The 23541-nt window shown below is 44.7% G+C and carries 19 protein-coding genes; 5 read left to right on the forward strand and 14 right to left on the reverse strand.

Annotated elements, in window-relative coordinates; translation table 11 throughout:
* Positions 1-318: 318 nt before the first annotated feature.
* Positions 319-1041, forward strand: coding sequence for a hypothetical protein (locus AB1K83_RS13535; protein WP_413058736.1), 723 nt, complete (start codon positions 319-321; stop codon positions 1039-1041).
* Positions 1042-1423: 382 nt separating this feature from the next.
* Positions 1424-2749: a S8 family peptidase gene (locus AB1K83_RS13540; RefSeq protein WP_413058737.1), complete on the forward strand. Its 1326-nt coding sequence runs from the start codon at positions 1424-1426 to the stop codon at positions 2747-2749.
* Between the two features lie 165 nt (positions 2750-2914).
* Here AB1K83_RS13540 and AB1K83_RS13545 read toward each other — a convergent pair whose 3' ends face one another.
* From AB1K83_RS13545 to AB1K83_RS13590, 10 genes are all read right to left on the reverse strand, one after another.
* Positions 2915-3820 carry an acetamidase/formamidase family protein gene (locus AB1K83_RS13545; protein ID WP_413058738.1) on the reverse strand — a complete coding sequence of 302 codons (906 nt, stop codon included), beginning with the start codon at positions 3818-3820 and terminating at the stop codon, positions 2915-2917.
* Positions 3821-4909, reverse strand: coding sequence for a BPL-N domain-containing protein (locus AB1K83_RS13550; protein WP_413058739.1), 1089 nt, complete (start codon positions 4907-4909; stop codon positions 3821-3823).
* 19 nt (positions 4910-4928) lie between these two features.
* Entirely contained in the window at positions 4929-5894 is a 966-nt protein-coding gene (locus tag AB1K83_RS13555) for an ABC transporter ATP-binding protein (protein ID WP_413058740.1), read from the reverse strand.
* Positions 5891-6883, reverse strand: a complete 993-nt coding sequence (locus tag AB1K83_RS13560) for an ABC transporter ATP-binding protein (protein WP_413058741.1) — start codon at positions 6881-6883, stop codon at positions 5891-5893. The genes AB1K83_RS13555 and AB1K83_RS13560 overlap by 4 nt, the downstream gene beginning before the upstream one ends.
* Positions 6884-6896: 13 nt before the next feature.
* Positions 6897-7781 carry an ABC transporter permease gene (locus AB1K83_RS13565; protein WP_413058742.1) on the reverse strand — a complete coding sequence of 295 codons (885 nt, stop codon included), beginning with the start codon at positions 7779-7781 and terminating at the stop codon, positions 6897-6899.
* Positions 7782-7803: 22 nt separating this feature from the next.
* Positions 7804-8739, reverse strand: coding sequence for an ABC transporter permease (locus AB1K83_RS13570; protein WP_413058743.1), 936 nt, complete (start codon positions 8737-8739; stop codon positions 7804-7806).
* A gap of 150 nt (positions 8740-8889) precedes the next feature.
* On the reverse strand, positions 8890-10035 hold the full coding sequence (locus AB1K83_RS13575; protein ID WP_413058744.1) for a hypothetical protein: 1146 nt from the start codon (positions 10033-10035) through the stop codon (positions 8890-8892).
* A gap of 5 nt (positions 10036-10040) precedes the next feature.
* Complete coding sequence (locus AB1K83_RS13580; protein ID WP_413058745.1) at positions 10041-11096, reverse strand: response regulator transcription factor; 1056 nt, start codon at positions 11094-11096, stop codon at positions 10041-10043.
* The gene (locus AB1K83_RS13585; RefSeq protein WP_413058746.1) at positions 11093-11872 is read right to left on the reverse strand and encodes a sensor histidine kinase; all 780 of its coding nucleotides are present in this window, start codon (positions 11870-11872) and stop codon (positions 11093-11095) included. The genes AB1K83_RS13580 and AB1K83_RS13585 overlap by 4 nt, the downstream gene beginning before the upstream one ends.
* Positions 11873-12043: 171 nt before the next feature.
* Positions 12044-13699 carry an ABC transporter substrate-binding protein gene (locus AB1K83_RS13590; RefSeq protein WP_413058747.1) on the reverse strand — a complete coding sequence of 552 codons (1656 nt, stop codon included), beginning with the start codon at positions 13697-13699 and terminating at the stop codon, positions 12044-12046.
* 186 nt (positions 13700-13885) lie between these two features.
* Here AB1K83_RS13590 and AB1K83_RS13595 point away from each other — a divergent pair, with 186 nt between their 5' ends.
* Positions 13886-14776: a proline iminopeptidase-family hydrolase gene (locus AB1K83_RS13595; RefSeq protein ID WP_413058748.1), complete on the forward strand. Its 891-nt coding sequence runs from the start codon at positions 13886-13888 to the stop codon at positions 14774-14776.
* 103 nt (positions 14777-14879) lie between these two features.
* Here the strand turns inward: AB1K83_RS13595 and AB1K83_RS13600 are convergent, their stop codons facing one another.
* Positions 14880-16265: a purine-cytosine permease family protein gene (locus AB1K83_RS13600; RefSeq protein WP_413058763.1), complete on the reverse strand. Its 1386-nt coding sequence runs from the start codon at positions 16263-16265 to the stop codon at positions 14880-14882.
* Positions 16266-16913: 648 nt separating this feature from the next.
* Entirely contained in the window at positions 16914-18260 is a 1347-nt protein-coding gene (locus tag AB1K83_RS13605; RefSeq protein ID WP_413058749.1) for a S8 family peptidase, read from the reverse strand.
* Between the two features lie 282 nt (positions 18261-18542).
* Here AB1K83_RS13605 and AB1K83_RS13610 point away from each other — a divergent pair, with 282 nt between their 5' ends.
* The gene (locus AB1K83_RS13610; protein ID WP_413058750.1) at positions 18543-19343 is read left to right on the forward strand and encodes a hypothetical protein; all 801 of its coding nucleotides are present in this window, start codon (positions 18543-18545) and stop codon (positions 19341-19343) included.
* Positions 19344-19543: 200 nt separating this feature from the next.
* On the opposite strand, the gene AB1K83_RS13615 is transcribed toward AB1K83_RS13610, so the two are convergent.
* Positions 19544-20110 (reverse strand): transposase, encoded by a 567-nt coding sequence (locus AB1K83_RS13615; RefSeq protein ID WP_413058751.1) that lies wholly within the window; start codon positions 20108-20110, stop codon positions 19544-19546.
* The gene (locus AB1K83_RS13620) at positions 20103-21635 is read right to left on the reverse strand and encodes a YifB family Mg chelatase-like AAA ATPase (protein ID WP_413058752.1); all 1533 of its coding nucleotides are present in this window, start codon (positions 21633-21635) and stop codon (positions 20103-20105) included. The genes AB1K83_RS13615 and AB1K83_RS13620 overlap by 8 nt, the downstream gene beginning before the upstream one ends.
* Positions 21636-22080: 445 nt before the next feature.
* On the opposite strand from AB1K83_RS13620, the gene AB1K83_RS13625 reads away from it, so the two are divergent.
* The gene (locus tag AB1K83_RS13625; protein WP_413058753.1) at positions 22081-23289 is read left to right on the forward strand and encodes an IS4 family transposase; all 1209 of its coding nucleotides are present in this window, start codon (positions 22081-22083) and stop codon (positions 23287-23289) included.
* Positions 23290-23541 lie beyond the last annotated feature (252 nt).

The raw sequence follows: 23541 nt of genomic DNA on the forward strand, positions 1-23541 counted from the left end.
TTGATAAATCCATTTTAGTTTGCTTTGGCGAATCCTTAAATCAATGTGATTAAGGGAACAACTTGTCACTTCCTTTTCTAAGGTTGTTGGGTGTGTGGTAGCCTCAATTATCCTTAGATTTCAGGGGGTGCATTTTTTTGCTTGTATAGTCCCCTCTATAATAGATCTAATAACCTAAAATGAGTTTATGAAACTTACATCCTGATTGTTCCTCTAAATTTAAATTGTTGTGGATTAATAAAATTAGCTTATTACTTTACTGTCCGTCAGTGAATTGTTTTTTAAATTAACTAAAGAAATAATTAAGGGGGAAGCAAATTGAATCAAAAGTTTTGTGCATTTTGTGGAAAAGAATTAAACATTTCTACAGGATTATGTGAAAAATGTGAATCTAATTCAAATTCTGGTGTAAGTAGTACATTGGGGATTCCGAAAAATTTCGATACTAAAAAAATAGCTCTAATCGGGAAAATTATTTTCTATATTATATCGATTTATTTGGCGCTTAGTGCTTTATTGATTTTTAGTACTGGAACTATGTTCTCCTTCATGCTTCCAATGGTGCCATTAGATTTATTATTTGAGTCTGGCGCAATTGGAGTTTTCGGTATTTTAATGTTAGCGATGTTAGGAATAATTGTGTATTCATATTTCTTTAGTTCCAATATTATTTCTAAAATTGTCGTGAAGTTCAGCTTTGTTACTTCGCTATTATCTATCATTGGATTGTTATTAAGCTTGATACTATTAGTACTTACATATATTTTTCCTATAATTTCTGAAGAAACAAGATCAATGGCAGCACAATATGCAAATATTTATAATAACGAAGACCTCTACAATATGGTACGCACACAAATACGTATTGAATTCATTTTAGCTATTTTCACACTAGTACTTTTTGCTGGATACTTATATGTCTTGCTAAATCGCTGGTACAAAAAAAATCAAAATATCAATGGTATAGCAGGTATAAAACAGTTATTCACTCCAAAACCAAATTTTAAAGAACTTTTTATAATCATTAAAACAATTAAATAAAAGATGTTTCTAATATTTTATTATGATGAATTCCAAATTATTATGTAATTTATTAACTTTGTAACATGGAACGGAAGGCTATGACTCCTGCAGAATGAGCTCGAGTTCAGATGCAATATAATATTTACGGAAATTTCTTTATATCTTATTTAATTAATGATGACGAAGGATTACTACAACAACTCTCCTTGGACGGAATTTAGATAAATACCTTTTGGCTAAGGAAAGGCTCCGTGGAGAGTGAACTGCGGGGCTTTTCCTTTTTTTATTGTCATTTCTACTATCTGAGCAATTTTCTCCAATTCGATAGTTTTGATTTAAAATCGCGGACACTTACGCCGATATATAGGAATGAAGTAATTATGATCTTGAGGTGTTGGTATTGTTAAAGAATATACTTTCGAGTGTCCTATTTTTACTGGTGACACTTTGCGCCTTCCCCGCTTTCGGAGAAGAAACGGATCGGGTTATTGTTCAAGTGATGGACGAGAAGGGCAATCAGACGGTTGAAAGTGTTTTAGTTGAAGAAATTGAAGAGTTAGAGAAAGTGGATATTCTCCAGCCAGATTTTATTCGTTCAATTAGTTTACAAGAAAGTGGTGTGGAAACAAAATCATGGGGGGCGATTCGTATTGGAGCGCCGCACATGAAAACGATGATCAACTCCATCGAAGGAAGCGCGATTGTTGCAATCATCGATACAGGTGTGGATTACACACATCCTTTTTTAAAAGGTCGGCTTGTGGACGGTTATGATTTCATCAATAACGACACAAACCCGTTGGATGTACACTTTCATGGTACGCACTTGGCGGGCATTATTGCAGATACAACCCCGGCAAATGTAAAAATTATGCCGATTCGTGCGTTGGATGCCGAAGGGAAAGGATACGATTCGGATATTGCGAAGGGAATCCGATTTGCGGTAGATAACGGAGCGGATGTGATCAATATGAGTTTCGCCGGCGAAGAGTACTCCCCTTTCTTAGCGGAAGCGATTGATTATGCTCTTTCAAAGAACGTACCGATCGTTGTTTCTTCGGGTAATGAAGGTACAGATACGGAAAACTTCTACCCTGCATCCGATGAAAAAGTCATCGTCGTCTCTGCAGTCGATAAAAATGATCATCTCGCCGATTTTAGCAATACCGGCGCATCCATAGATATTTCAGCACCTGGGGTCGATATCCATTCCAGCGTGCCTGGGGGACGATTTGCCAGCTATAGCGGAACATCCATGGCAGCCCCTTATGTAAGCGGTCTGGCCGCAATGTTTAAACTGGAAAATCCGATACGATCAGTCGGAGAAATTGAAGGTTTATTGAAGAGGTATGTCGATGACCGCGGTGCGGTTGGATGGGATCCTTCTTTCGGGGAAGGAATCGTCAATGTTACGGACTACGAACTAGTTGAGGTCATTCTTGACGGCACGGGCTCAACGTTTGTCCCTTTCCCTGAAAAACGGGGTGTTCCGTTGGATGCCACTTGGACGATTACGTTTGATCGCCCCTTGACCGATGGAGACGTCGTTGACATCAAGGTGCTAAGAGGCGACAAAGAAGTCCCGACTACCCAAACTTTCAATAGCGGTAACCTGGAAATTGGTATTTCTACGCTAAAGCCGCTGCTTCCGAATACAGCTTACCGACTGTTGCTCTTTGTTGAGCATGGCATGGATTATGAGATGAAATTTGTAACGGGAGATTAAACATAAGAACTGCTCTATCCAAGGTCAGAGATGATAAAACGATCGAAAAACTTTTTTCGGTCGTTATCATTCTAAGACAATTTCGGAATCTTTCAGGAACCACATTTGAAAAAGGGAACTGATTTGGCATAGCCGCTCGGTTCCCTTTTTTCAGATTCCATCTTTTTATTCCGTAATTAAAGAAACCCCCAACTCCTCCAACAACCACTTCGGCACAACGAATCTCGCCGTCATCAAAGGGTCTACAATCTGGCAGATTTCGGATTGTCCTGCAGCACTCATCAGCATCGTCACTTCTTCCAGTGGCAGTCCGGACTTTTCCACAATGAGATCAATCATCTCAGTTGCGGCCGTTTTAGCGGCTTCATCTAAAGTGTCAGCTGAAACAATTTGTGTGAACACTTCATCATTTTCTAGCATCGGATGCCTGATAAACTGTCCTTTAATGACTTCCAACGTGACGGTCACTTCACCCGGCACCTCTACACCCGATACACTCACTTCACCGTCACCCATGGCTCCATGCAGATCGCCTAGACCAAACAACGCCCCCTCTGCAAATACCGGGAAGTACAAGGTAGCGCCTTCCGCGACCATTTTATTGTCCATGTTCCCACCGTGCGCGCCGGGGGTTCCGCAGTTGACTCCTTCCCCTTCTGGTGCAACGCCGATAACCCCGATCATTTTATTCACAGGCAGCGCGATATTATTAAAATGGACTTTGCCGTCTCGGATGGGCAAAATTTTAGAAGTCATCTTTTCGATGCTATGCCCCATTACCCCTAATTCAGGTCCAACGACCATAACGCCTTGATTACCAATTTCAATCTTCTCGATTTTCACTTTTAAAATATCTCCGGGCATCGCTTCCTTCACAAAAATCGGACCTGTGGCCGGATTGATCTTATTCCAATCGATGGCAGTCACTTCTGTTTCGGCTGATTGGATTTGATTTTGAAAACAATCATACGCCTGAATGGTTAATGTCGTCCCAGATTCCACCTCTTGGATCGGCGGATTGTTTTTGTTGAATTCATAAATGATTCCTGTTGAGCAACTTACTGTTACCATTTATACTCCCCCTTTAGAAGATAAATAATAGATACTGTTCATCAACAACACATAATTGGGATTATCCGCCATTGTATGTTCCGTCCCGCATGTACCAAATTCAGCATGCGGGGACAATAAAACCATATGTCCTTTTCCATAGGAAGCTTCCACAATGGCGGGGTACCCTTTCAAATGATGATCGAACCGTTCTCGCGTCAATGGATTAGACCACTCCATCGCATCTCTAGCAATCTGATTATTTTCCAGTGACCAGGATGGCATAGAGGCCCCCGATGCCAAGAAGTCTTTGTACCGTGCAATCACCTGAACATTCGAATTCTCAAGCATGGAAAATGCAGGCCCTTCCCAATAAATGACGTCCATCGTACTTGGCTCACCCAATGCCAAACTCATGGCAATCGGATGGTCCACATCTTCGAACTCGATGCGGACGAAGCCGGTTCCTGTTCTCCAATAGTCTAACCCGGATTCATCCGTCGCTTCAATCATATGCAACCAAACATCAGCTTGCACCGTACCTTGCTTCGCTGATAACGGAAAGTAACTTCCCGCGCAAGAACCCAAGTACATTCCGCCCCGTTGGACGAAGTTACGGATTTCTTCATACCCTTTCTCGCCCAAGCCTTCATAATAAGACTCCCCCGCATCAGGGCCGCCCGGAACAATTAACAGGTCATAGTCTTTAAGCTTTCCTTGTCTGATGTCCATGTCCGAAAGCCAGTCGACAGCTAAGCCATAGGCGCTAAAAAAGTGCCGGAACGGATCGGAACAGAAAGAAGCGCAATTTTGTCCGTCTAAAAAAGCGATTTTCCTCATTAGCTTCATTTGTGATAAACCATTCAACGATACCGATTCTAGCCGATCCACCTTAGCGCCTGATATTTCATCTTCATCTTGGACTAGTATTGTCCCAGGAAAGAACAAATGCCCTTCCGGAAACCGTTCCGTGGCGAAGCGTGTTTTCCTTCTGACTTGATGGACTTCCTTGCCCTCCGAGAGTATTCGATTCAACTGCTTATAGATGGATGATCGGCTCGGCTGGTACGATTCCTGTCCGAGCCGAGTCATCGGGACCACTTTGTACACGAATTATTACCCCCTTACATTAATATAAATGGCATGCGACGAAGTGGTCGGGATTCACTTCTTTCAACGACGGGTTCTGCTCTTGGCAGACCGTCATGGCAGAAGGGCATCGGCTGGCGAATCGGCAGCCGACCGGCAAGTCGATCGGACTCGGTAAATCCCCTTCGATGACTTCATACTCTTTTTTGATACTCGGATCTGGAACCGGGATGGCAGCCATTAACGCCATTGTGTAGGGGTGTAACGTATTTTGATATAGCTCATCTACATCGGCCATCTCCACGATTTGCCCCAAGTACATCACGGCAACTCGATCACTGATATGCTCGACCACACTTAAATCATGTGCAACAAATAGCATTGTCAAGGACAATTCTTCTTTCAATGTCACGAGCAAATTCAATATTTGCGCCTGGACAGAAACATCCAAAGCTGAAACCGGTTCATCCGCCATGATGAACTCGGGCTCCACCAGAAGGGCACGCGCGATGACAATCCGCTGCAGCTGGCCGCCGCTGAATTCATGGGGATGGCGATCCAACGCGTCGACCGGCAATCCGACAAGCGACAGGATTTCCTCCATCCGTTCCTGTTCTTTTCCTTTTGCCAGCCCATGCACTTTCAGTATTTCAGCAAAGGTTTGCCGGATGGTCATTCGGGGGTTCAAAGACGAATGCGGATTTTGGAACACCATCTGCATTTGCCGCCGTAACTCTTTCAATCGTTGCGGACCCGAGTTCGTAATCTCCTCCCCATTAAAGTGGATGGTGCCATTGCTCGGATCGACGATTCTCGTAATGCAGCGCCCCAATGTCGATTTCCCGCACCCGCTCTCCCCGACCAGCCCGAAGATTTCACCTTCTTTGATTTCAAATGAAACCCCGTCTACCGCTTTGAGAGTTTGCGTATGTTTTCCAAGCAAATTGCGCTTTCCGGTCGGAAAATGCTTATTTAAGTTTTCCACCTTCAGGACGACCTGACTCATGCATATTGCCTCCTTTGCTGGAAGATGGCCTCTACATGATGACAGCCAACGATATGCCTCTCTTCCACTTCCCGGAGCTCCGGCGACTCTGCCAGGCAGATGTCGGTTTTGTACGCACATCGTTCCGCAAACGGACAGCCCTTTAGTTCCCCATGCAGATCAGGCGGCGCCCCCTCAATCGGACTCAGCATTTTGGTCTTGCTACCCAGTTTCGGAATGGATGCAATTAGTCCGAGTGTGTACGGATGCATTGGCGCTCTGAAAATCGTTTCGACATCTCCGCTTTCCACAATCTCCCCCGCATACATGACCGACACCCGATCACATATTTCCGCAACAACGCCCAAATCATGAGTGATCAATAGGATGCCCATATCGAACTCCCCTTGCAGACGTTTGAGGAGCCGCAATATTTGTGCCTGAATTGTTACGTCTAAGGCGGTCGTCGGCTCGTCGGCGATGAGAAGTCTCGGATTGCAGGCAAGAGCAATCGCGATCATAATCCGCTGCAGCATGCCGCCACTGAACTCATGAGGATATTGGCTGTAGCGCTTTTCAGCTGCCGGAATGCCGATCTGCTCCATCAATCGGATCGTCGCTTCCTTAGCTGCCTTCTTCTTCATCTTCTTATGGTAGCGATACACTTCGGCAATCTGCTCGCCAACCGAGTAGAGCGGATTCAAGGAAGACATCGGATCCTGAAAGATCATGGAAACACTATTCCCGCGTATCGATTGCATTTCCTTCTCCTTTTTCAAAAGAAGGTCCTCGCCTTCCAGCAAGATCTTCCCTGAAATCTGACCTTTCGATTTGTCGATGAGGCGCATGATCGATTTGGCGGTCACACTTTTTCCGCTTCCGCTTTCCCCGACGAGCCCCATGATCTCGCCTACGTCGATCGAGAAATTTACAAAACGAACAGCATGGGCAATCCCGCGCTCCGTCTTGAACTTCGTTGATAAATTGTGGACCGTCAATAACTTATTCATCGCTATCCCCCTATCACACTTTCCTTTGTTTCGGATCAAAATGCTGCTGGAGACCGTCGCCGAAAAGGTTAAAGGAAATAACTGTGATCATAATGGCGAAGCCAGAGAAAATCGCAGTATTAGACGAAATCAATAAATATTCCCGCCCTTCTTCCAGCATGGCACCCCAGTCGGCTGTCGGCGGCTGTACGCCCAAGCCAAGGAAACTCAAGGCAGCAAGGTCCAGAATGGCATAGGCCAAGTCAATGGTCGCCTGCACAACGATCGGAGAAATACAATTCGGCAATATATGCCGGAACATGATCCGACTATTGGAAAAACCAAGATTCCGCGCCGCTTCCACATAAGTTTGCTCCCTCTCAACCAATGTGACAGACCGCACCAACCGTGCAATCATCGGAATGTACACGATTCCGAGAGCAATGACGGCGTTCTCCAAACCTTTCCCAAATACAGCGACAATGATAAATGCGAGCAATAAAGCTGGAAATGCAAGAATGACATCAAACGTCCGAGTGATTAGGCTGTCGATCCTGCCTCCGTAATAGCCGGCGATCAAGCCTAACGGCACTCCGATTACCGTGGCAATACCAACCACTCCAAGCGCTCCTAACAGCGTCGTCCTTGCTCCATATAAAATTCTGCTGAAGATGTCCCGCCCTTGTTGGTCCGTACCGAAGAAATGCTCTTTGGACGCCGGTTCAAGGGACATCAACAAGTCCTGTTCATTCGGATCATACGGCGCAATCGCCGGCGCGAAGATAGCGGCCAAGATGATTAGCAAAATGACAAATCCCGCTGCAACCGCAAGATAGTTTCTAAAGAACGATGATTGCAATAAACCCCTTCTTCTCGTCCGGATCATCGGTTTTCTTCCCACTACACCGGTTTGGCTCATGCTGACTCACACCTCCACCAAGTTAATAACGTATCCTAGGGTCAATGACCGCATACAGGACATCGACGACCAAGTTCATCAAGAGGAAAAAAACGACGAGAAAAATAGTCGTTCCCTGCACAAGAGGATAATCGCTCGACTGCACCGCATGCACAATCAGGCTTCCGATCCCGCCCAATCCGAATGTATACTCGACAAGCACTGTCCCGACAATGAGGAAGCCGAGCTGCAGGCCAGTCACGGTCAACAATGGAATTAGGGCGTTTTTAAACGCATGTTTCATTACAATGACCCGTTTCGGAATTCCTTTAGCGACTGCCGTCTCGATATAGTTCGTTCCCAACGCCTCAATCATTCCGCTTCGTGTGATGCGAGAGCTCAGCGCCAGCATATTGATACCCAAGGCCAACGACGGGAGCAGGAGATATTTGAAGTTTTCAACGAAATTGTCGCCCGTCCCGAATGCGGGCAGGAGATCCAACTTGTATGAAAATAGCATGACAGCAAGCACCCCGGTGAAAAATACTGGGGACGAAACGCCCACCAGGGAAATGAGCGAGGCCAAATAATCAACCCATGTATTCTTTTTCACAGCTGCAATGATACCGAGCGGAATCGCCAGCAATATTGTAATGATCGTACTCATGACAACCAATTGAATCGTCAACGGCAACCGCTCTGCAATCATTCCGCTGACGGACTGCTTCATCTTGAAGCTTTCACCGAGGTCCCCCTGAACGGCGTTGCCCGCCCAGATCAGATACTGCTTCCAGACTGGTTCATTCAGATGATATTTCACCCGGATGTTCTCCAGCACTTCCGGCGAAGTCTGCTTCCCGCCTACCATTACCAACGCAGGATCTGTCTTGGTCAGATGGGACATCCCGAATACGAGGACAGAAGCCAAAAACAATATCGGAATCAACAATAGCAATCTTCTTAGAATGTAAGAAACCATATGAGCACACCTCCCATTAGAAATGTCAATGTAATCATGCTTACTATCCATTTTACTTTTCCAATGAACAAACTTTTTAAATATTTAACCAATTTATCTTCAATATATGATTCATTTCGAAATAAATAAAAAAAGTAAGGGCAGGCACCCTTACAATTGGAGATTCTTCTGTTCGACGGGACCGAATAATACGAGAACGATAGATAATAAAAAGGAACTGCAGGCCCCTGCGAGGATGCCGAATGGAATTGTAAAAATCAACCCTACAGCCAAGCTCATGCAGAGTCCGAAGAGGAAACCGATCCTTGTTCTATAGATGGTAGTAACCGGCACGAAGATCAACCCGAACAGAGGGGACCAGAACAGTCCGAAATAAAGAAAAGCATCCAGCAAAGTGATGTTCACATAGGGCACTACCAATCCGGGAATCAGTGTGCCGATTACAATCAGCAATGGATTATACTTTTTGGGTCCGCCCTTTATGGACTCCCATAATGTAATGAAAATGAAAAAGATCATAAAAATGGTGATTGACATGAACAAAATCTGTGCGAACTGCCCGCCGAAACGATTGATCACTTGGATGCTCACCCGGTCGCTGAGGTCTGGCAAAACCGCCTGCGCTCTTCCAAGAAATGAAATCGTCCCAAACGAGATCATCACAATGGAGGAAATGATGGCCGCAATCAGGAAAGGGGCGAAGCGGGTTCGTGCCTTATGATGTATATCCACCATCCTATATAGATATTGACGGGCCACCAATATGATACCGAGGCTGGCTACGAGCAGCCAAGTGGCAGGGCGGTCGAATCTCAACAAATCCGTGGAGAGGAAGTGGATTCCCGAATACACGGTCGGAATGCTGACTTTCAAGTAGACGAGGGTCGGAATCAAAAACGAAATGGCGATACCAAGTAGAACCGTCGCAACAGCGACAAGCTTCGGATTGAATTTATATAGATAAATGACGAATAGGGGCACGGTCGCCATCAAGATGATATTGATAAGAGTCATATAGATGAAGTCCGTTTCCGTAAAAATAATCTTCAAGACGAGGAAGATGCAGAAGATGACTTCAATAATGTAAACTCCCTTGATTACACTTCGTAAGATAGGGTCCTGGATGGCGACGGGTTTCCGGTTCTGCGTAAAATAAAAAGCGATGAACGACAACGCCCACATAATTGAATAGCCCAGCAACCCCAATACCCCATGATCGTACGTGATCTGCGCAGCGAGGAAAAAGGCAATGGGGGTCATTAACGGGATGAGCAGATAAATGATCTTGGAAGCCATCCGGCTCAGCCCACTTCACTGCGGTATTTACTCGGGGATACGCCTGTGAATTTCTTGAAACAGACGGCGAAATAAGCTGCGCTGTTGAATCCGACCATATCCGAAACGACTTCCACATTATAGTTTTTAAGCAAAAGCTCTTTCGCCCGTTCGATTCGGATATCCAGCAAAATCTCGGTGAAGGTCTTCCCATATTCCTTCTTCAACAATCTGTTCAGATGGGAGGAGCTTACATGAACGGTTTTCGCCGCGTCGGTCAAAGTAATATTTTTATAAAAATTCTCTTTGATGTAATGCAGGAACAGTTGGAAAGTGGAGCGGTTCCTGTCATGATAGTCACGGACCGCTTGTGCATAGGCGGCTTTCATCGAATTGCTCTCCCCAAGGCCGTATAGGATTTGCTCTGAGTTGTTCAAGTTGTGGAGCAGGATTTGATCGATGATGGAAGGCGCATAGTTCTTCAACGTCAGCAATAGCGTAAATCCATTGATGTCTTGAGGGGATTTGAGCACTTTGATATCTTTTTGGGTATGGGTGATCTGATCCATCCAATTCCTGTTTTTGCATCGGATGACGAACATGGCCTCCGGTAGGAAGCTTAAGTTGTCCATCGCTTCTTCATCGGACAAATTGCTCTCCGAAAAAAGACTCCGTTCAATGATAGATTGGATGATGAATGCTCGTTTTTCATTCCGTTCGGCAAGAAGTCCTTCCATCTTGTTAAAAAGCTTCTTGAATTGATCTTCCGTGAACGGTTTCAACAAATAGCCGACCGCGCCGTGTTCCATCGCTCGTTGCGCGTAGATGAAATCATCGAATGCGGAGATGATGGAAACGATTGTATCAGGCCAATGCTGGTGGATTTTAGATAGAACTTCCAATCCGTTCATGCCAGGCATCTTGATATCAAGAAAAACGATATCCATTTTAACGGATTGGAGCAGGTCGATTGCTTCCAATCCATTTTCGGCTTTATGGATTTCATAATCGCCGATGTCTTTGATCATTTTCTCCAATGTCTGCAATTCCAATGGTTCGTCGTCAACTAGCAAGATTCTCATAAAGCCCTTCCCCCCCTTATGCTGATGGAACAGACAGTGCCATTCGTCATACTCCTGATTGTCAAATCGCTATTCTCCCCATAGAAATGTTGGATGCGTTCGTACGTGTTCACGATGCCGATTCCGAGGATGTCCGGTTTGATCCTATCCTGTTTCCAATTATTGAACTGGCCGATAATCTGTTGAGAAATACCAACCCCGTTATCGTGGATGCGAATTATAAAATCCTCCCCTTTCTCAATGGAGATTTTGATGAATCCGCCACGGACATTGGGCTCTATGCCATGCTTGCAGGCATTCTCCACCAATGGCTGGATGGACAGCATCGGAATTTTGACGTCGGCGCAATCCTCCGGGCACTCGATCTCCCATTCTAGGCGCTTCCCGAACCGCATCTTCTGGATCTGTAAATACATTTGGACACTGTTCAGCTCTTCTTCCACGCTGACGAGCTGCTGGGAGTCCCGCAGCGTATAGCGTAATAAAGTGGAAATCGCTTGGATGGAACTGACCGCATCTTCGTTCTTGTCCAATCGGATTAGGGAGGTGATCGTATTCAATGAGTTGAAGAGGAAGTGGGGTTGGATCTGTGAGGCGAGATTGCTGATTTGCGCGTCTTTCAATAGATATTCCAGATCGTTTTTCCTTTTCTCCATCTTCAAATAGTCATTCTCCTTTTCGGCGATCAATAAAGAAACGAGCGTCGATAAACTGCCGATCCCCCCGACAATACCGAGCACAATGAGAAAGGTGAACAATGGCTGGGATAAGATCATTGCACATCATCCTTTTCCATTTTTCTGAATGTTATAACTATTATAGTCGACATGAGGATATATTACTATAGGACTTTAGGAGACAAGCATTTTCCCGGCAGTAACTTCAATTCAATCTAGAATTTGTGGCAATAAGAAAAAAGGCGAAGGTTTCTACCCCCGCCCTTTCCCTTATTTAAACTTGACGTCTTTCAAGAAAGAATCCCAATACCACATGGCTTTCATCGTGTAACCTTCGACGTCCGTGTTCGCGACGAACATCTGCTTCGGATGGTCGATCATAATCCACGGAGTATCTTCTGCGATGATCTTTTCCGCTTTGATCATCAGCTCGGTTCTCTCTTTGTCATCCGTCAATGCCACTTGCTCATCCAAGTATTTATCGACTTCGGGATTGCTGTATTTGGAGAAGTTGGAACCGCCGTCCACACTGTTGCTGGAGTGGAAGACCGGCTGCAAGTTACCAACAGCGTCCGGGAAATCTGCCCCCCACGTCTGCATCATCATATCGTAGTCTTTGTTACCGAACGCGCGAGTGTTGGCTTCTTCCGTCGTCACTTTCTCAATCTCAAGATTGATGCCCAACGGCTTGACCGCAGCCTGCAAAGCAAGCGCCGTATTCAATTTCAATGTATCGCTTTCCGTCATGATGGTAGCGCTAAATCCGTCCGGTACGGAGGATTTGGCCAAATACTCCTTTGCTTTTTCGATATCATATTCATAGCCTGGAAGCTCTTCATAAGCTTCTTCCCATAAATCCGAGTTGAAGATCCATAATGCCGGTCCGACTGGAACCGCTTTTGCAGGAGAACCAGAATCTTTGACGATCTTTTCCATGATCTTTTGTTTGTCCAGCGCATAATTCATTGCTTTTCGGACGTTGACGTCATTGAGCGGCTCCCGCTCAACATTAATAGCGACAAAGTTGCTCATATAACTATCGACAGCATCAATGTTCACATTGTCCATCGCTTGGACGACTTCGATCAGGTCAAGCGGCAAGTTGATCGTTGCGGTCACTTGTCCCGTTTTCAACCCGGTAACGACCGTATTTCCTTCCGGAAGCATTTTGTAGACGACCTTATCCAAGTAAGGACCGGCCGATTTATCCCAATAATGATCGTTCTTCTTCAAAGTAATTTCGGAACCCGTTTTCCATTCCACATACTCGAAAGGACCGGTCCCCATCACTCCGCCGTCCGGCTTGCCGAAGTTCGCTTCATTTTCCTCATAGTACGCTTTACTGATGATGTGGCCAGCTGTCGTACCGACCGCATAGCGCCATAGGATATCTGGCTGCTTCAATTTCACCGTGACTTCCCAATCCCCTGTCGCCTCAATGGATTCCACATTACTGTACATCCAGCCAACATAAGAAGCGGTAGCTGGATCCATCGTGCGTTCCATTGAAAATATGACGTCTTCAATGGTCATTGGCGAACCATCCGAGAAATTCACATCATCGCGAATCTGATAGACATATGTTGTCGGGTCGACCGCTTCCCAGGACTCCGCCAACAATGGCTGAAGCTGCCCGTTCTCATCAAATTGCAACAGCCCTTCCGTAATCTGGGTCACAACTGGATTCGTCGCAAAGTCATATGAAAATGCGGGATCGAGTGCAATGATGTCACCCGGCAATGCGAAAGTCAGAGTTCCCCCTTCCCCGCCGCCTTCGCTTTCCGTATTGCTATCTGTACTTTTATTCTCTTCGGTGCTAGTCCCTTCCTCTTTCTTTTCAGCATCAGCCGAGTCTTCGGAACATGCCGCGAGAACGGAAGCTAATGCTAAAATCATAAGTAAAAATAAAAATCTTGTAATCTTCATAGCCTTCCCCCCATGCTTATAATTTTCCGACTAATATATATTATTCCAGTAGACCACTAAGAAAAGTTTAAGTAATTTATCATAGTATCTTAAATATTCAATCAATTTACTGAACTGCATTGACTTTCGATTTTCCTTGCTCTACATTAAAGCACAACAATAGGGATAAAAAGAGGAGGAATTGAGATGACAGGAAGAACAAAGATCATTCCGATCACCGGCGGGTATCATGTATGGACACGAAAAGTGGGCGACAGCCCGATTAAAATTCTGTTGCTGCATGGCGGGCCGGGAAGCACCCATGAATACTTGGAATCGTTCCAAGATTATTTGCCGGATGCCGGGATAGAGATCTATTTTTATGACCAGCTAGGTTCCTACCATTCCGATCAGCCCGATGATCCTTCCTTATGGACAATCGAACGGTTTCGTGAGGAAGTGGAAGAGGTCCGGCTAGCACTTGGGTTGGAACAATTTTATCTGTTTGGTTCCTCCTGGGGTGGATTTCTCGCGATTGAATATGCGCTGAAATATCAAAAACACCTGAAAGGGCTGATCATCTCCAATATGACCGCCAGCATCCCGTCATACGTCAAGAAGATCAATGAGCTTCGAAATGCGCTGCCTGTTGAAATCATTAAGAAGCTGGAGAAATATGAGAATGAAGAAGACTATCAAAACCCTGAGTATGAAGAGCTCCTCCATGAACATCTATACTCAAAGCATATTTGCCGCCTGGACCCTTGGCCGGACAGCGTTGTCCGCGGCCTCTCCCACATCAATCCTCAGGTATACAACACGATGCAAGGGCCGAATGAATTCGTCGTAACAGGCACATTCAAAGATTGGGACCGCTGGGACGACCTGCATAGAATCACAGTCCCGACACTTCTGCTAGGAGCAAAATACGATACGATGGCGGTGGAAGATAAAGAGGAAATGGGTAGAAGAATACCAAATTCCCGCGTTGCCATTTGTCCAAATGGCAGCCATCTCGCGATGTGGGATGACGCGGATAATTATTTTGATTACATTAAGGACTTTGTGAGGGATGTGGAGGGAGGGAGATTGGCTTAGGGCATAGACTTAACCTAAATTATTGGGACAATATAAAACACCTCCAAAGTGGGACATGTACTTACCTCGGAGGTGTTTTGTATGTGGCTCATATCACTTTCTCTTACACAATATAATCTTCCTTAGGAACGTCATTAGGCGCATCTTTGCTGTAAAATTTACCTTTTGTAAAAATGGCTAATAGCACGGTCAGTACAGCTGCTAGAAGCGCAGCAAAGAAGGCGGCTGTACTTTCTAAAAACTCGCCCATGAAGCCTAGTGCGGCTATTGTCCCTAACGCGCTTGCAATAAGTAAAGACCAGACCCCAACCGGATTCCATTTATACAAATATTCCTGTCGACTTTCATAATAACCAGGTCCGATCTTTAATATTTTTTTCACGACCATGGCATCAGTAACTAAGATGGCGGCCCAAGCTAATAGGAAGACGCCTTGGAAGGTCATCGCCTTATCCAAATAATTCACGATACCGCCAAGCATTAAAACCATCGCTGTTACCCCTGATACCACAACCCAAAATCTTCGACTCGGTGTAAAATGAAAGACATTTTCAAAGAAGCTGGCAAGTGATAAGGAACTGCTATAGATATTGGTCACATTAATGCGCAGTTGGGTTAACATTGTGAACAGCGCTCCCCCAATTCCAAGGAGCAAGACGATGTAAACGCCTGGGTTCGATTCGTTCAGACGAACACCAAACCAGATCCCCAGACCACCCATGACCCCAAAACAGAAAATTTGAGGAATAAATCCAATCATTACGGATCCAATCTTAATATCTTTCGGTTTCAGGAAGCGGGAATAGTCCGAGGCAAGAAGCGCTGTCAGACCCATGATCCCATGGTGCATCCCGATACAAAACAGCAAGGCCTCTCCACCAACTTCAACCCCCTCCGGCATATAAGTCCAAAAGTTACCTTCATATACGGATGGGGTAAAAACGGACACGACAATGGCAGTGATTAGAAATATAACGAATATGGGCAAAGACCATTTTTGCAATTTATCAAGTTGTTTAATGCCGAACCAATTTAACGGAATAACAAGCGTTCCGAAGAAAATAATGAGTGTCCATTTTGGTATTACAGGGAAGAATGTGTGAACAGCAGAAACTAAGATCAACCCTTCAAACGCGCAATACATGATGAAATTAGTTGCATAAATGAACGATGTCAACGAAGCACCTACATAACCAAAGCCGCCGCCCCGCGATAAAAAATTGACGTTCATTCCGGACTTTGCTGATAGATAAGTAATAAACGTTCCTAGTATGCCGGCAACGATGATGGCGTACGTGGAAGAAATGATCGCGTTAATGGCTCCAAACTTAAGTGCCATCACACTTCCCATTTGAAAATAAAAAATGGCCGTTGCGATGCCAAAGGCAATATTAGTTACACTTAACCAACCCATATTCCTTTTTTCTCGAGGCACCTTGACTAATGAATAATCGTCCTGCATCGCTTCTTTCGCTTTGTGATCTCCCATAGCTATCAACTCCGCTTTACGTATAACTTGGTCATCCATCTTCTACCTTTTGAGTAGAGATTGGTACACCAATTCTAACCATCACATCCCGTTTATAATCCTTACCTTTCTTACCTGGGAAACATTTGTCGTCAAATAGAAAGCGCTTAGGCGCTTCTAGACGGTATGACCCGTTCATAGTTCGCTGTATTTGCAGGTTATATTATTCATTTTCACCTCTTGATCGGACTTATTCTTACAGTAGTACTCATTGTAGGAACAATGATTAAATATAAAACTTTGGATATTTTTGATGGTGGGCTATATGTACTTTTCTGCGTCGCTCTTTATCCCTTGGGCATTGTATACGGTTGGAGATACATACTTGGCTACGCAAGCTATACGGAACCCTATGTACCAGCCGATAGATCTTACACTGTCCAAGAACGGAATATTTATCAGAGTAGTCAACTAATGGGAACGGTATTGCGAATCGCACTTGCCTTCACGTTAGAGTGGATTGTCGGTGTGCCAATGGCAATCAATAGATTGAGACAAGCAAAGCAATATGATTTGCGCAACAATATTTGAATCAAATAGTAAAACGACCGAAAAGAGTTTTTCGGTCGTTCTTTCATCTCTGTCCTTGGATAGAGCTGTAATTATTGTTTAATCTCCCGTCACAAACTTCATTTCATAATCCCTACCATGTTCAACAAAGAGCAACAGCCGGTAAGTCGTATGGGGAAGTAGCGGTTTTAGTGGGGCGATCATAATTTCATTTTCACCGCTATTAAAAGTTCGTGTAATCGGCACTTCTTTGTCACCCCTGAACACTTTGAAGTCAACGACGTCACCATCGGTCAACGGACGATCGAACGTAATCGTCCACTTGGCATCCAGCGGAACACCCCGTTGTTCTGGAAAAGGGACGAATGCTATAGCAGTTTTATCTTTATTGACTGTAACTTGCTCGTGATCAATCACCAAATTTTTATCATAGCCTGTAACATTAACAACCCCTTCCCCGAAGAGAGGATCCCGTCCAATTGCGCCACGGTCGTCGACATACTTCTTCAATAAACCTTCGATTTCCCCAACCGATTGCGTAGGGTTTTCAAGTTTAAACATCGCGGCAATTCCGCTTACAAAAGGAGCTGCCATCGATGTCCCACTATAGCTGGCAAATTGTCCCCCAGGCACACTGGAACTAATATTGACTCCCGGAGCTGAGACGTCAATGGAAGCACCGGTATTACTAAAATCCGCGATATGATCAATTTGGTCAATTGCGGAGACGACAATTATTTTTTCTTCGGATGCGGGGTAGAAGTTTTCCGTATCCGTACTTTCATTCCCCGAAGAAACAATGATTGGCACGTTCTTTGATAGCGCATAATCAATCGCTTCGGCTAAGAAAGGGGAGTACTCTTCGCCTGCGAAACTCATATTGATCACATCCGCCCCGTTGTCCACCGCAAATCGAATACCCTTTGCAATATCCGAGTCGTATCCTTTCCCATCGTCATCCAGTGCACGGATAGGCATGATTTTCACATTCGCCGGGGTCGTATCTACAATAATGCCCGCTACATGGGTGCCATGGAAATGTACATCCCTCGGGTTCGTGTCGTTATTGATGAAATCATAACCGTCCACAATCCGGTCTTTCAAAAAAGGATGCGTTTCATCTACACCTGTATCTATGATGGCAACAATCACGCTTCCTTCGATTGGACTGGTCATCGTTTTCATTCGCTGGGCTCCGATACGTAACGTACCCCATGATTTTGATCCTACATGACTCTCTTGTAAACTAATTGAACGTATAAAATCCGGTTGGAGGATATCCGCTTCATCTAAATCTTCAATCTCCTCGACTAAAACACTTTCAATAGTCTGATTGCCCTGGTCATCCTTCACTTGGACAATGACCCGGTCCGTTTCCTCTGCCCAAGCGGGGAAGGCGCAAAGTGTCACCAATAAAAACAGGGTGCTTGAAAATAGGTTCTTCAACAATACCAACACCTCAAGATTATAAATACTTCATTACTATATATCGGCTTAATCATGCGCATATTAAATTGGATCTTTGCTCGAAAATAATTTCCTCAAAAGTCCAGTTCGCAAAGTGTTTAAGTCTAACACCCAAACTGGAATTTGAAAATAGAAAAGCCCCGCAGAATATCTCTCCAAAAGAAGGACTATTGTATCTCTCATGGAAAATACATAATAGGATGAGGCGATTGATTAATTTTGTGAATAAAGTTGCTTGGGAATGAGAAGGAGCATGTTACTATGGATTCCGTAATTTATGCATTAATAGGTTTAGTAGGTATAATTATATTATTAATGATAATAACCACAATATCATTATTTATTAAGAGGGATAAGGAAGCAAAGCATAGCTTTAAGATGCTATTTGTTTACCTTTTTGTTTTCATTATTCTAATATGGTTGGCGCCAAAAGAAAAATTTGATATAACATCAACAGATGAGATTCATAATAATCCAACGGTAACAAAACCGAAGGAAGAAAAAAACAGGCAGGAAAAAGAAATCATGAAAGAAGAGATTGAAGGGAGCGATAATGACGGAGATAGTTGCACACCGATTTTACATACTGGACCACATGCAAAATATATCATTAGTGAAAGGGAGCAGAATCAAAACTTATCTACTGAAGAACTACTGGAAATTAGAGACCTTTTAACAAATCCGATTGACCAAATTATAGTAGATGATGACTTAGTTAAAATAATATTTACCGGTTTTCACGAAACCAAAAACGGTATGGAAAAACAAATTAGGTACTACTTTGAGGTAACGAATAAGAACAATAATGAAAAGATTGTTATTACGAAAGGAAAATCCGGTGAATTTATCTTGAATGGAAACTTGATTTATCAGGGAAATAATTCCGTTAGTATGTATGAAGAAATTGCCGAATGTTCAACTGAGCCTGTCACTTTAATTGTTGGGTCAGACGATGACAATAATCTTCCTGCGTATGATCGAAGTATTCAAGCGCCTATTCAAGTTACTATTAAATACAGCGATACCGTAAGAGATTATCAATTTGAATATAGGAGGAATTAGGTTAGTCTTTTGGAAAAGTAAGGTCAGGTTCCAAAGTGTTTTATTTTGAAAGTGCCAAACATACCATTACGGACCGGGTTTCCACGCAACATAAAAAATGTCAATCATCAAAAAACTCTGCAGTGAAATCCTACAGAGCTTTAAATCTTTTATAAACTTTTGTGCTGAAAAGCCGTTGATTTCATGGTAGAACCATCTGCCTAATTACCTGCCCTACTCTCCCTGCAATACTTGGCATACCCTTGTGGTGTTCGTTCCCAGCCGGGTGGCAACAACGAGGGTAGGAGGTTTATTATTAGATAGGGATAAGGGCTTTGCCTTTCATGGAAATAGTATTTATATGAGGAATGAGGATAAAGTTCCATCGACCGGACCATGGGCTGTTTTGTTTCAATCGGGTTCCGATGAATATAAGAGCTTACTTGCAACAGACCCGTAGCATCAATCACCTCTTTTGAAAAGTAGCGGTTTTGATAGATTTGGCCGACATAGCCGTGCCTTTTCCGGCAATAATCACTGTACCGTCGATTGAGCGGAGCCATCAGTTTGCCCAGCGGGACAATAGGGGAACGAAGGAGCAAGTGAGCGTGGTTTGTCATGATGCAATAGGCGTACAATTCAAATGGAAATTTACCATTTACGAAATCCATCACACGAAAATATTCATTCACATCCTCGTGGTTCCTAAAGATGTTTTGCCGATTATTCCCACGTACAATGATATGATAATACCCTTTCGGATGCCAAGCTCTCCTCTTTCTAGCCATCAAGGACTTCCTCTTTCCTATCCCCTAATACGGTGGAGCTAAGGCATTTCCATTTGACTGCTTCATTTATCGCGTCCCTGGTGATTGTATCTTCCCCTTGCAAGTCTGAAATGGTCCTCGCAATTCGAATGAGTTTGACCATTGTCCGGTTGCTCCATTTCTCTTCACAGCAGATGGACTGGAAATGAAGCTCCTGTTCCTTAGACAATAAGGCGGTGTCTAACAACATGGAGACATGCACATTTCCATTCAGGCCAACCGCTCCGTATCGCTTCCTCTGCAAATACCTTGCCTGACGAACCCGCTTCCTGATTATATTTGATGACTCAGGAGTCTTGCTTTCAATCAGGCCAACGCTTCTTAATGTCAAATTAAAATCGATCCGAGTCAGTAACGGTCCGGATACTTTCAATTGATATGCTTTGATCTGTTTCGCTGTGCAGGTGCAGTATCGCTCATTTGAACCGAAATAGCCGCATGGACAAGGGTTAGTGGCTGCAACTAGGATGAACGATGCTGGGTAAGTGACGGACTGCTTTACACGGTTAATGGTCACCTCCCCTGATTCCATCGGCTGTCTCAACATATCCAGTGATTTTCTTGAGAATTCTCCGAGTTCATCAAGGAATAGAACCCCGTTATACGCGAGGGAAATCTCTCCTGGACGGGGAAATGTGCCCCCTCCAATCAGCGAAACGGCGGATGCAGAATGATGCGGGTGCCGATAGGGAAGTCGCTCGGAAAAGCCGCGTTCCTCTTTCGCTAAGTGGTAGATGCCGAATGTCTCCAGCATCTCTTCATTCTTCAGATTGGGCAAAATAGTGTGGAATGCATCCGCCAGCATTGTCTTTCCACATCCAGGCGGACCGTTCAGTAGTACATGATGCCCTCCAGCGGCTGCAATTTCCATTACCCGTTTTGCATCTTCATGCCCCCTGATTACCGCAAAATCCGTCCATGTGAGAGACTCATCGGTATGGACCTGCTGATAGGTTATTAGCTCCTTGTCCGTTAATTCTAGCTGTAACTGCCCACGCAAATAAGCGAGGAGATCGACCATTGAGTGGATCGGTATGAGTTCCACCTCAGCCGGAATAGCCAGAAAGCTCAAATCAACTGGGGGTAGGATGATCCGTTCAAATCCGAGCCTTATCGCTTGTTGGAGAGAAGGTATCAACCCATGAAAAGGGACAAGATCACCCGAAAGAGAGAGGGCAGCAAGGAAGCATGTTTTTGGATCAACGGGAATCGGCTCTTCCATCACCTCTTTCAGGACGGCTAGGAGCATTGCACAATCATGCCCCGTCCCCGTTTTACGCTTATCAGCGGGTGATAGATGGATTGTCACTTTTTTCATCGCCAGATCGACATCCAATTTATGTAGACAGCTTAAGATTCGCTCTTTCGACTCTTTCATGGAAGCGTCCGGCAAGCCTACGATGACACAAGACTCCTTATCTACACGAACATTCGCCTCCACAATCACCCGATGTCCCCGCATCCCTTCAAGCCCAACGCTTATCACATGACTTATAGCACCCACCTCCATTACTATCAGTTGTTAATCATTAGGTTATCACACTGGAAAGTTTTCTCCAAAGTCGAAAAACAACGATTTGGAACGGTTTTTCAGTATAATCTGTTAGTGGCAATTTAACAATGTAGGTTTCGGCAGTATATTTTTTGCATACGATCGCTTTACATGGAGTGGCGAGCATGGTAGGCTTTTCGCCTGGCGAAAGAGCGGGTTATTGTCCTTTCGCCCTTTGCCAGACACTATGCTCGCAGAGGCTCCATGTCAAGCGACAAGGAGCGATGAATATTTATCAATCTTACAAAATAAACATACTGCCATTTTGTACATACCTTGATTGCCAAATACAGAAAAATAAAAAAAAGGGACTCCTCCTGTAAAATTAAAATAAGACTGACGACAAAACCAGCCCATCCTTACAGAGAGGAGACTCCCTATGGGAAGCATAGACCAGAACCTCGTCTTTCGTCAAATTCTATCACTGTTGCCTGCTACCCGATTAGCCTGCCCTCTGATGAACTATGATGAAAAGAAGTTGCCGGACTCTGCCTTGGTCAAAGCGTTCATCCTGGGTATCCTGTTTCAATGGGGAAGCCATCGGGATATCTCAGAGAACATACGGGCCCGCAAATCGATCCAGCGTGAATTGGGACTGGCCTCCATCAGCCATTCACAGCTGAGTCGTCGTTTGTTCGATTTGGATACCAACCTGTTGGTGGATCTGTTGGGCCAATTGGCTCAAGCCTTCTGGATCCTGCAACGGCACGCAGTCGGCATTAATAGCCTAGTCGGTATCCTTCGGATCATCGATGGAACCTATGTCAAGCTACCGGACAGCGCCTCCTGCTGGACAGCGATTTCAAAAGTCTCCAGCGGCATTAAATTGCACCTCCGGATTGTGGTCGCTTCAGCGGACAGTGTGTTTCCCGAAAAGATGGTGGCTTCCACTGGAAATGTCGCGGATTCGGACGCAGTGAACCACCTGATTGATGAGGATGCCCTGTATGTCATGGACCGCGGGTACGCCCACAAGACGAAGATGGGCGGATGGCTGGCAAGGAACAGCCAATTCCTGGTTCGTATCCGCAAAACATTCCGGTTTGAGACTTTGCGGGCCTATAGCCCTACGCATCCCGCGGTGTGCCGAAATGAGCTCGTGTCGATCCAGACAAGACCGGAGATACTGCGCTATATAGAGTTCAAGGATGAGGAAGGGACCACTTTCCGTCTACTCACAAACCGCCTGGATCTGAGTGAGGAAGACATCCTGGAAACCTACAAGAACCGTTGGTATATTGAACTCTTCTTTAAATGGATCAAGCAACATCTTAAGGTCGATCACATCTACAGCCAATCCCCGAAGGGCATCTGGAATCAGATGTATCTGACACTGATCACATTTGCGTTGATTGAGCTCATGCGGCTGATCCATCAGCCCAAAAAATCCGCGTGGGACTTCCTGAGGCAGGTACGGGTCTATTCTTTTCTGCCAATCAGTAGACTTCTGGCGAACTGCAACCGCCGTCTCCGGAAAAGCAAAGGCAGGCAGAAGGTGCCCGAGCGCATCCCGATTGAGATCAAGTATGGAGAAGATGTGGCCATCGTAGACCCGATAGCCAAGGAACACTTTCTAAAAAAAGGCTAATTTTTTGAAGAGATGCCTTAATTTTGGGGAGACTCTTCTTTTTGTTTTGTTAATTGTATGTTTTTTACTTTAATTACTTTTTAATCAACCTATGCAACGCCAGTGGGCACCCGAACTCAATTCAAGTATAAAAGAAATCGGTGATCACGTGCATTTTTTTTATCCAAATTGTATGGATACCCCAACAAATATTATAGAACCAAAAGAAAAGCCCTGCAGAGATTTCTCTCCACAGAGCTTTTCCTTTACCAG

The sequence above is a fragment of the Sporosarcina sp. 179-K 3D1 HS genome (assembly GCF_047228905.1).
Taxonomy (GTDB): domain Bacteria; phylum Bacillota; class Bacilli; order Bacillales_A; family Planococcaceae; genus Sporosarcina.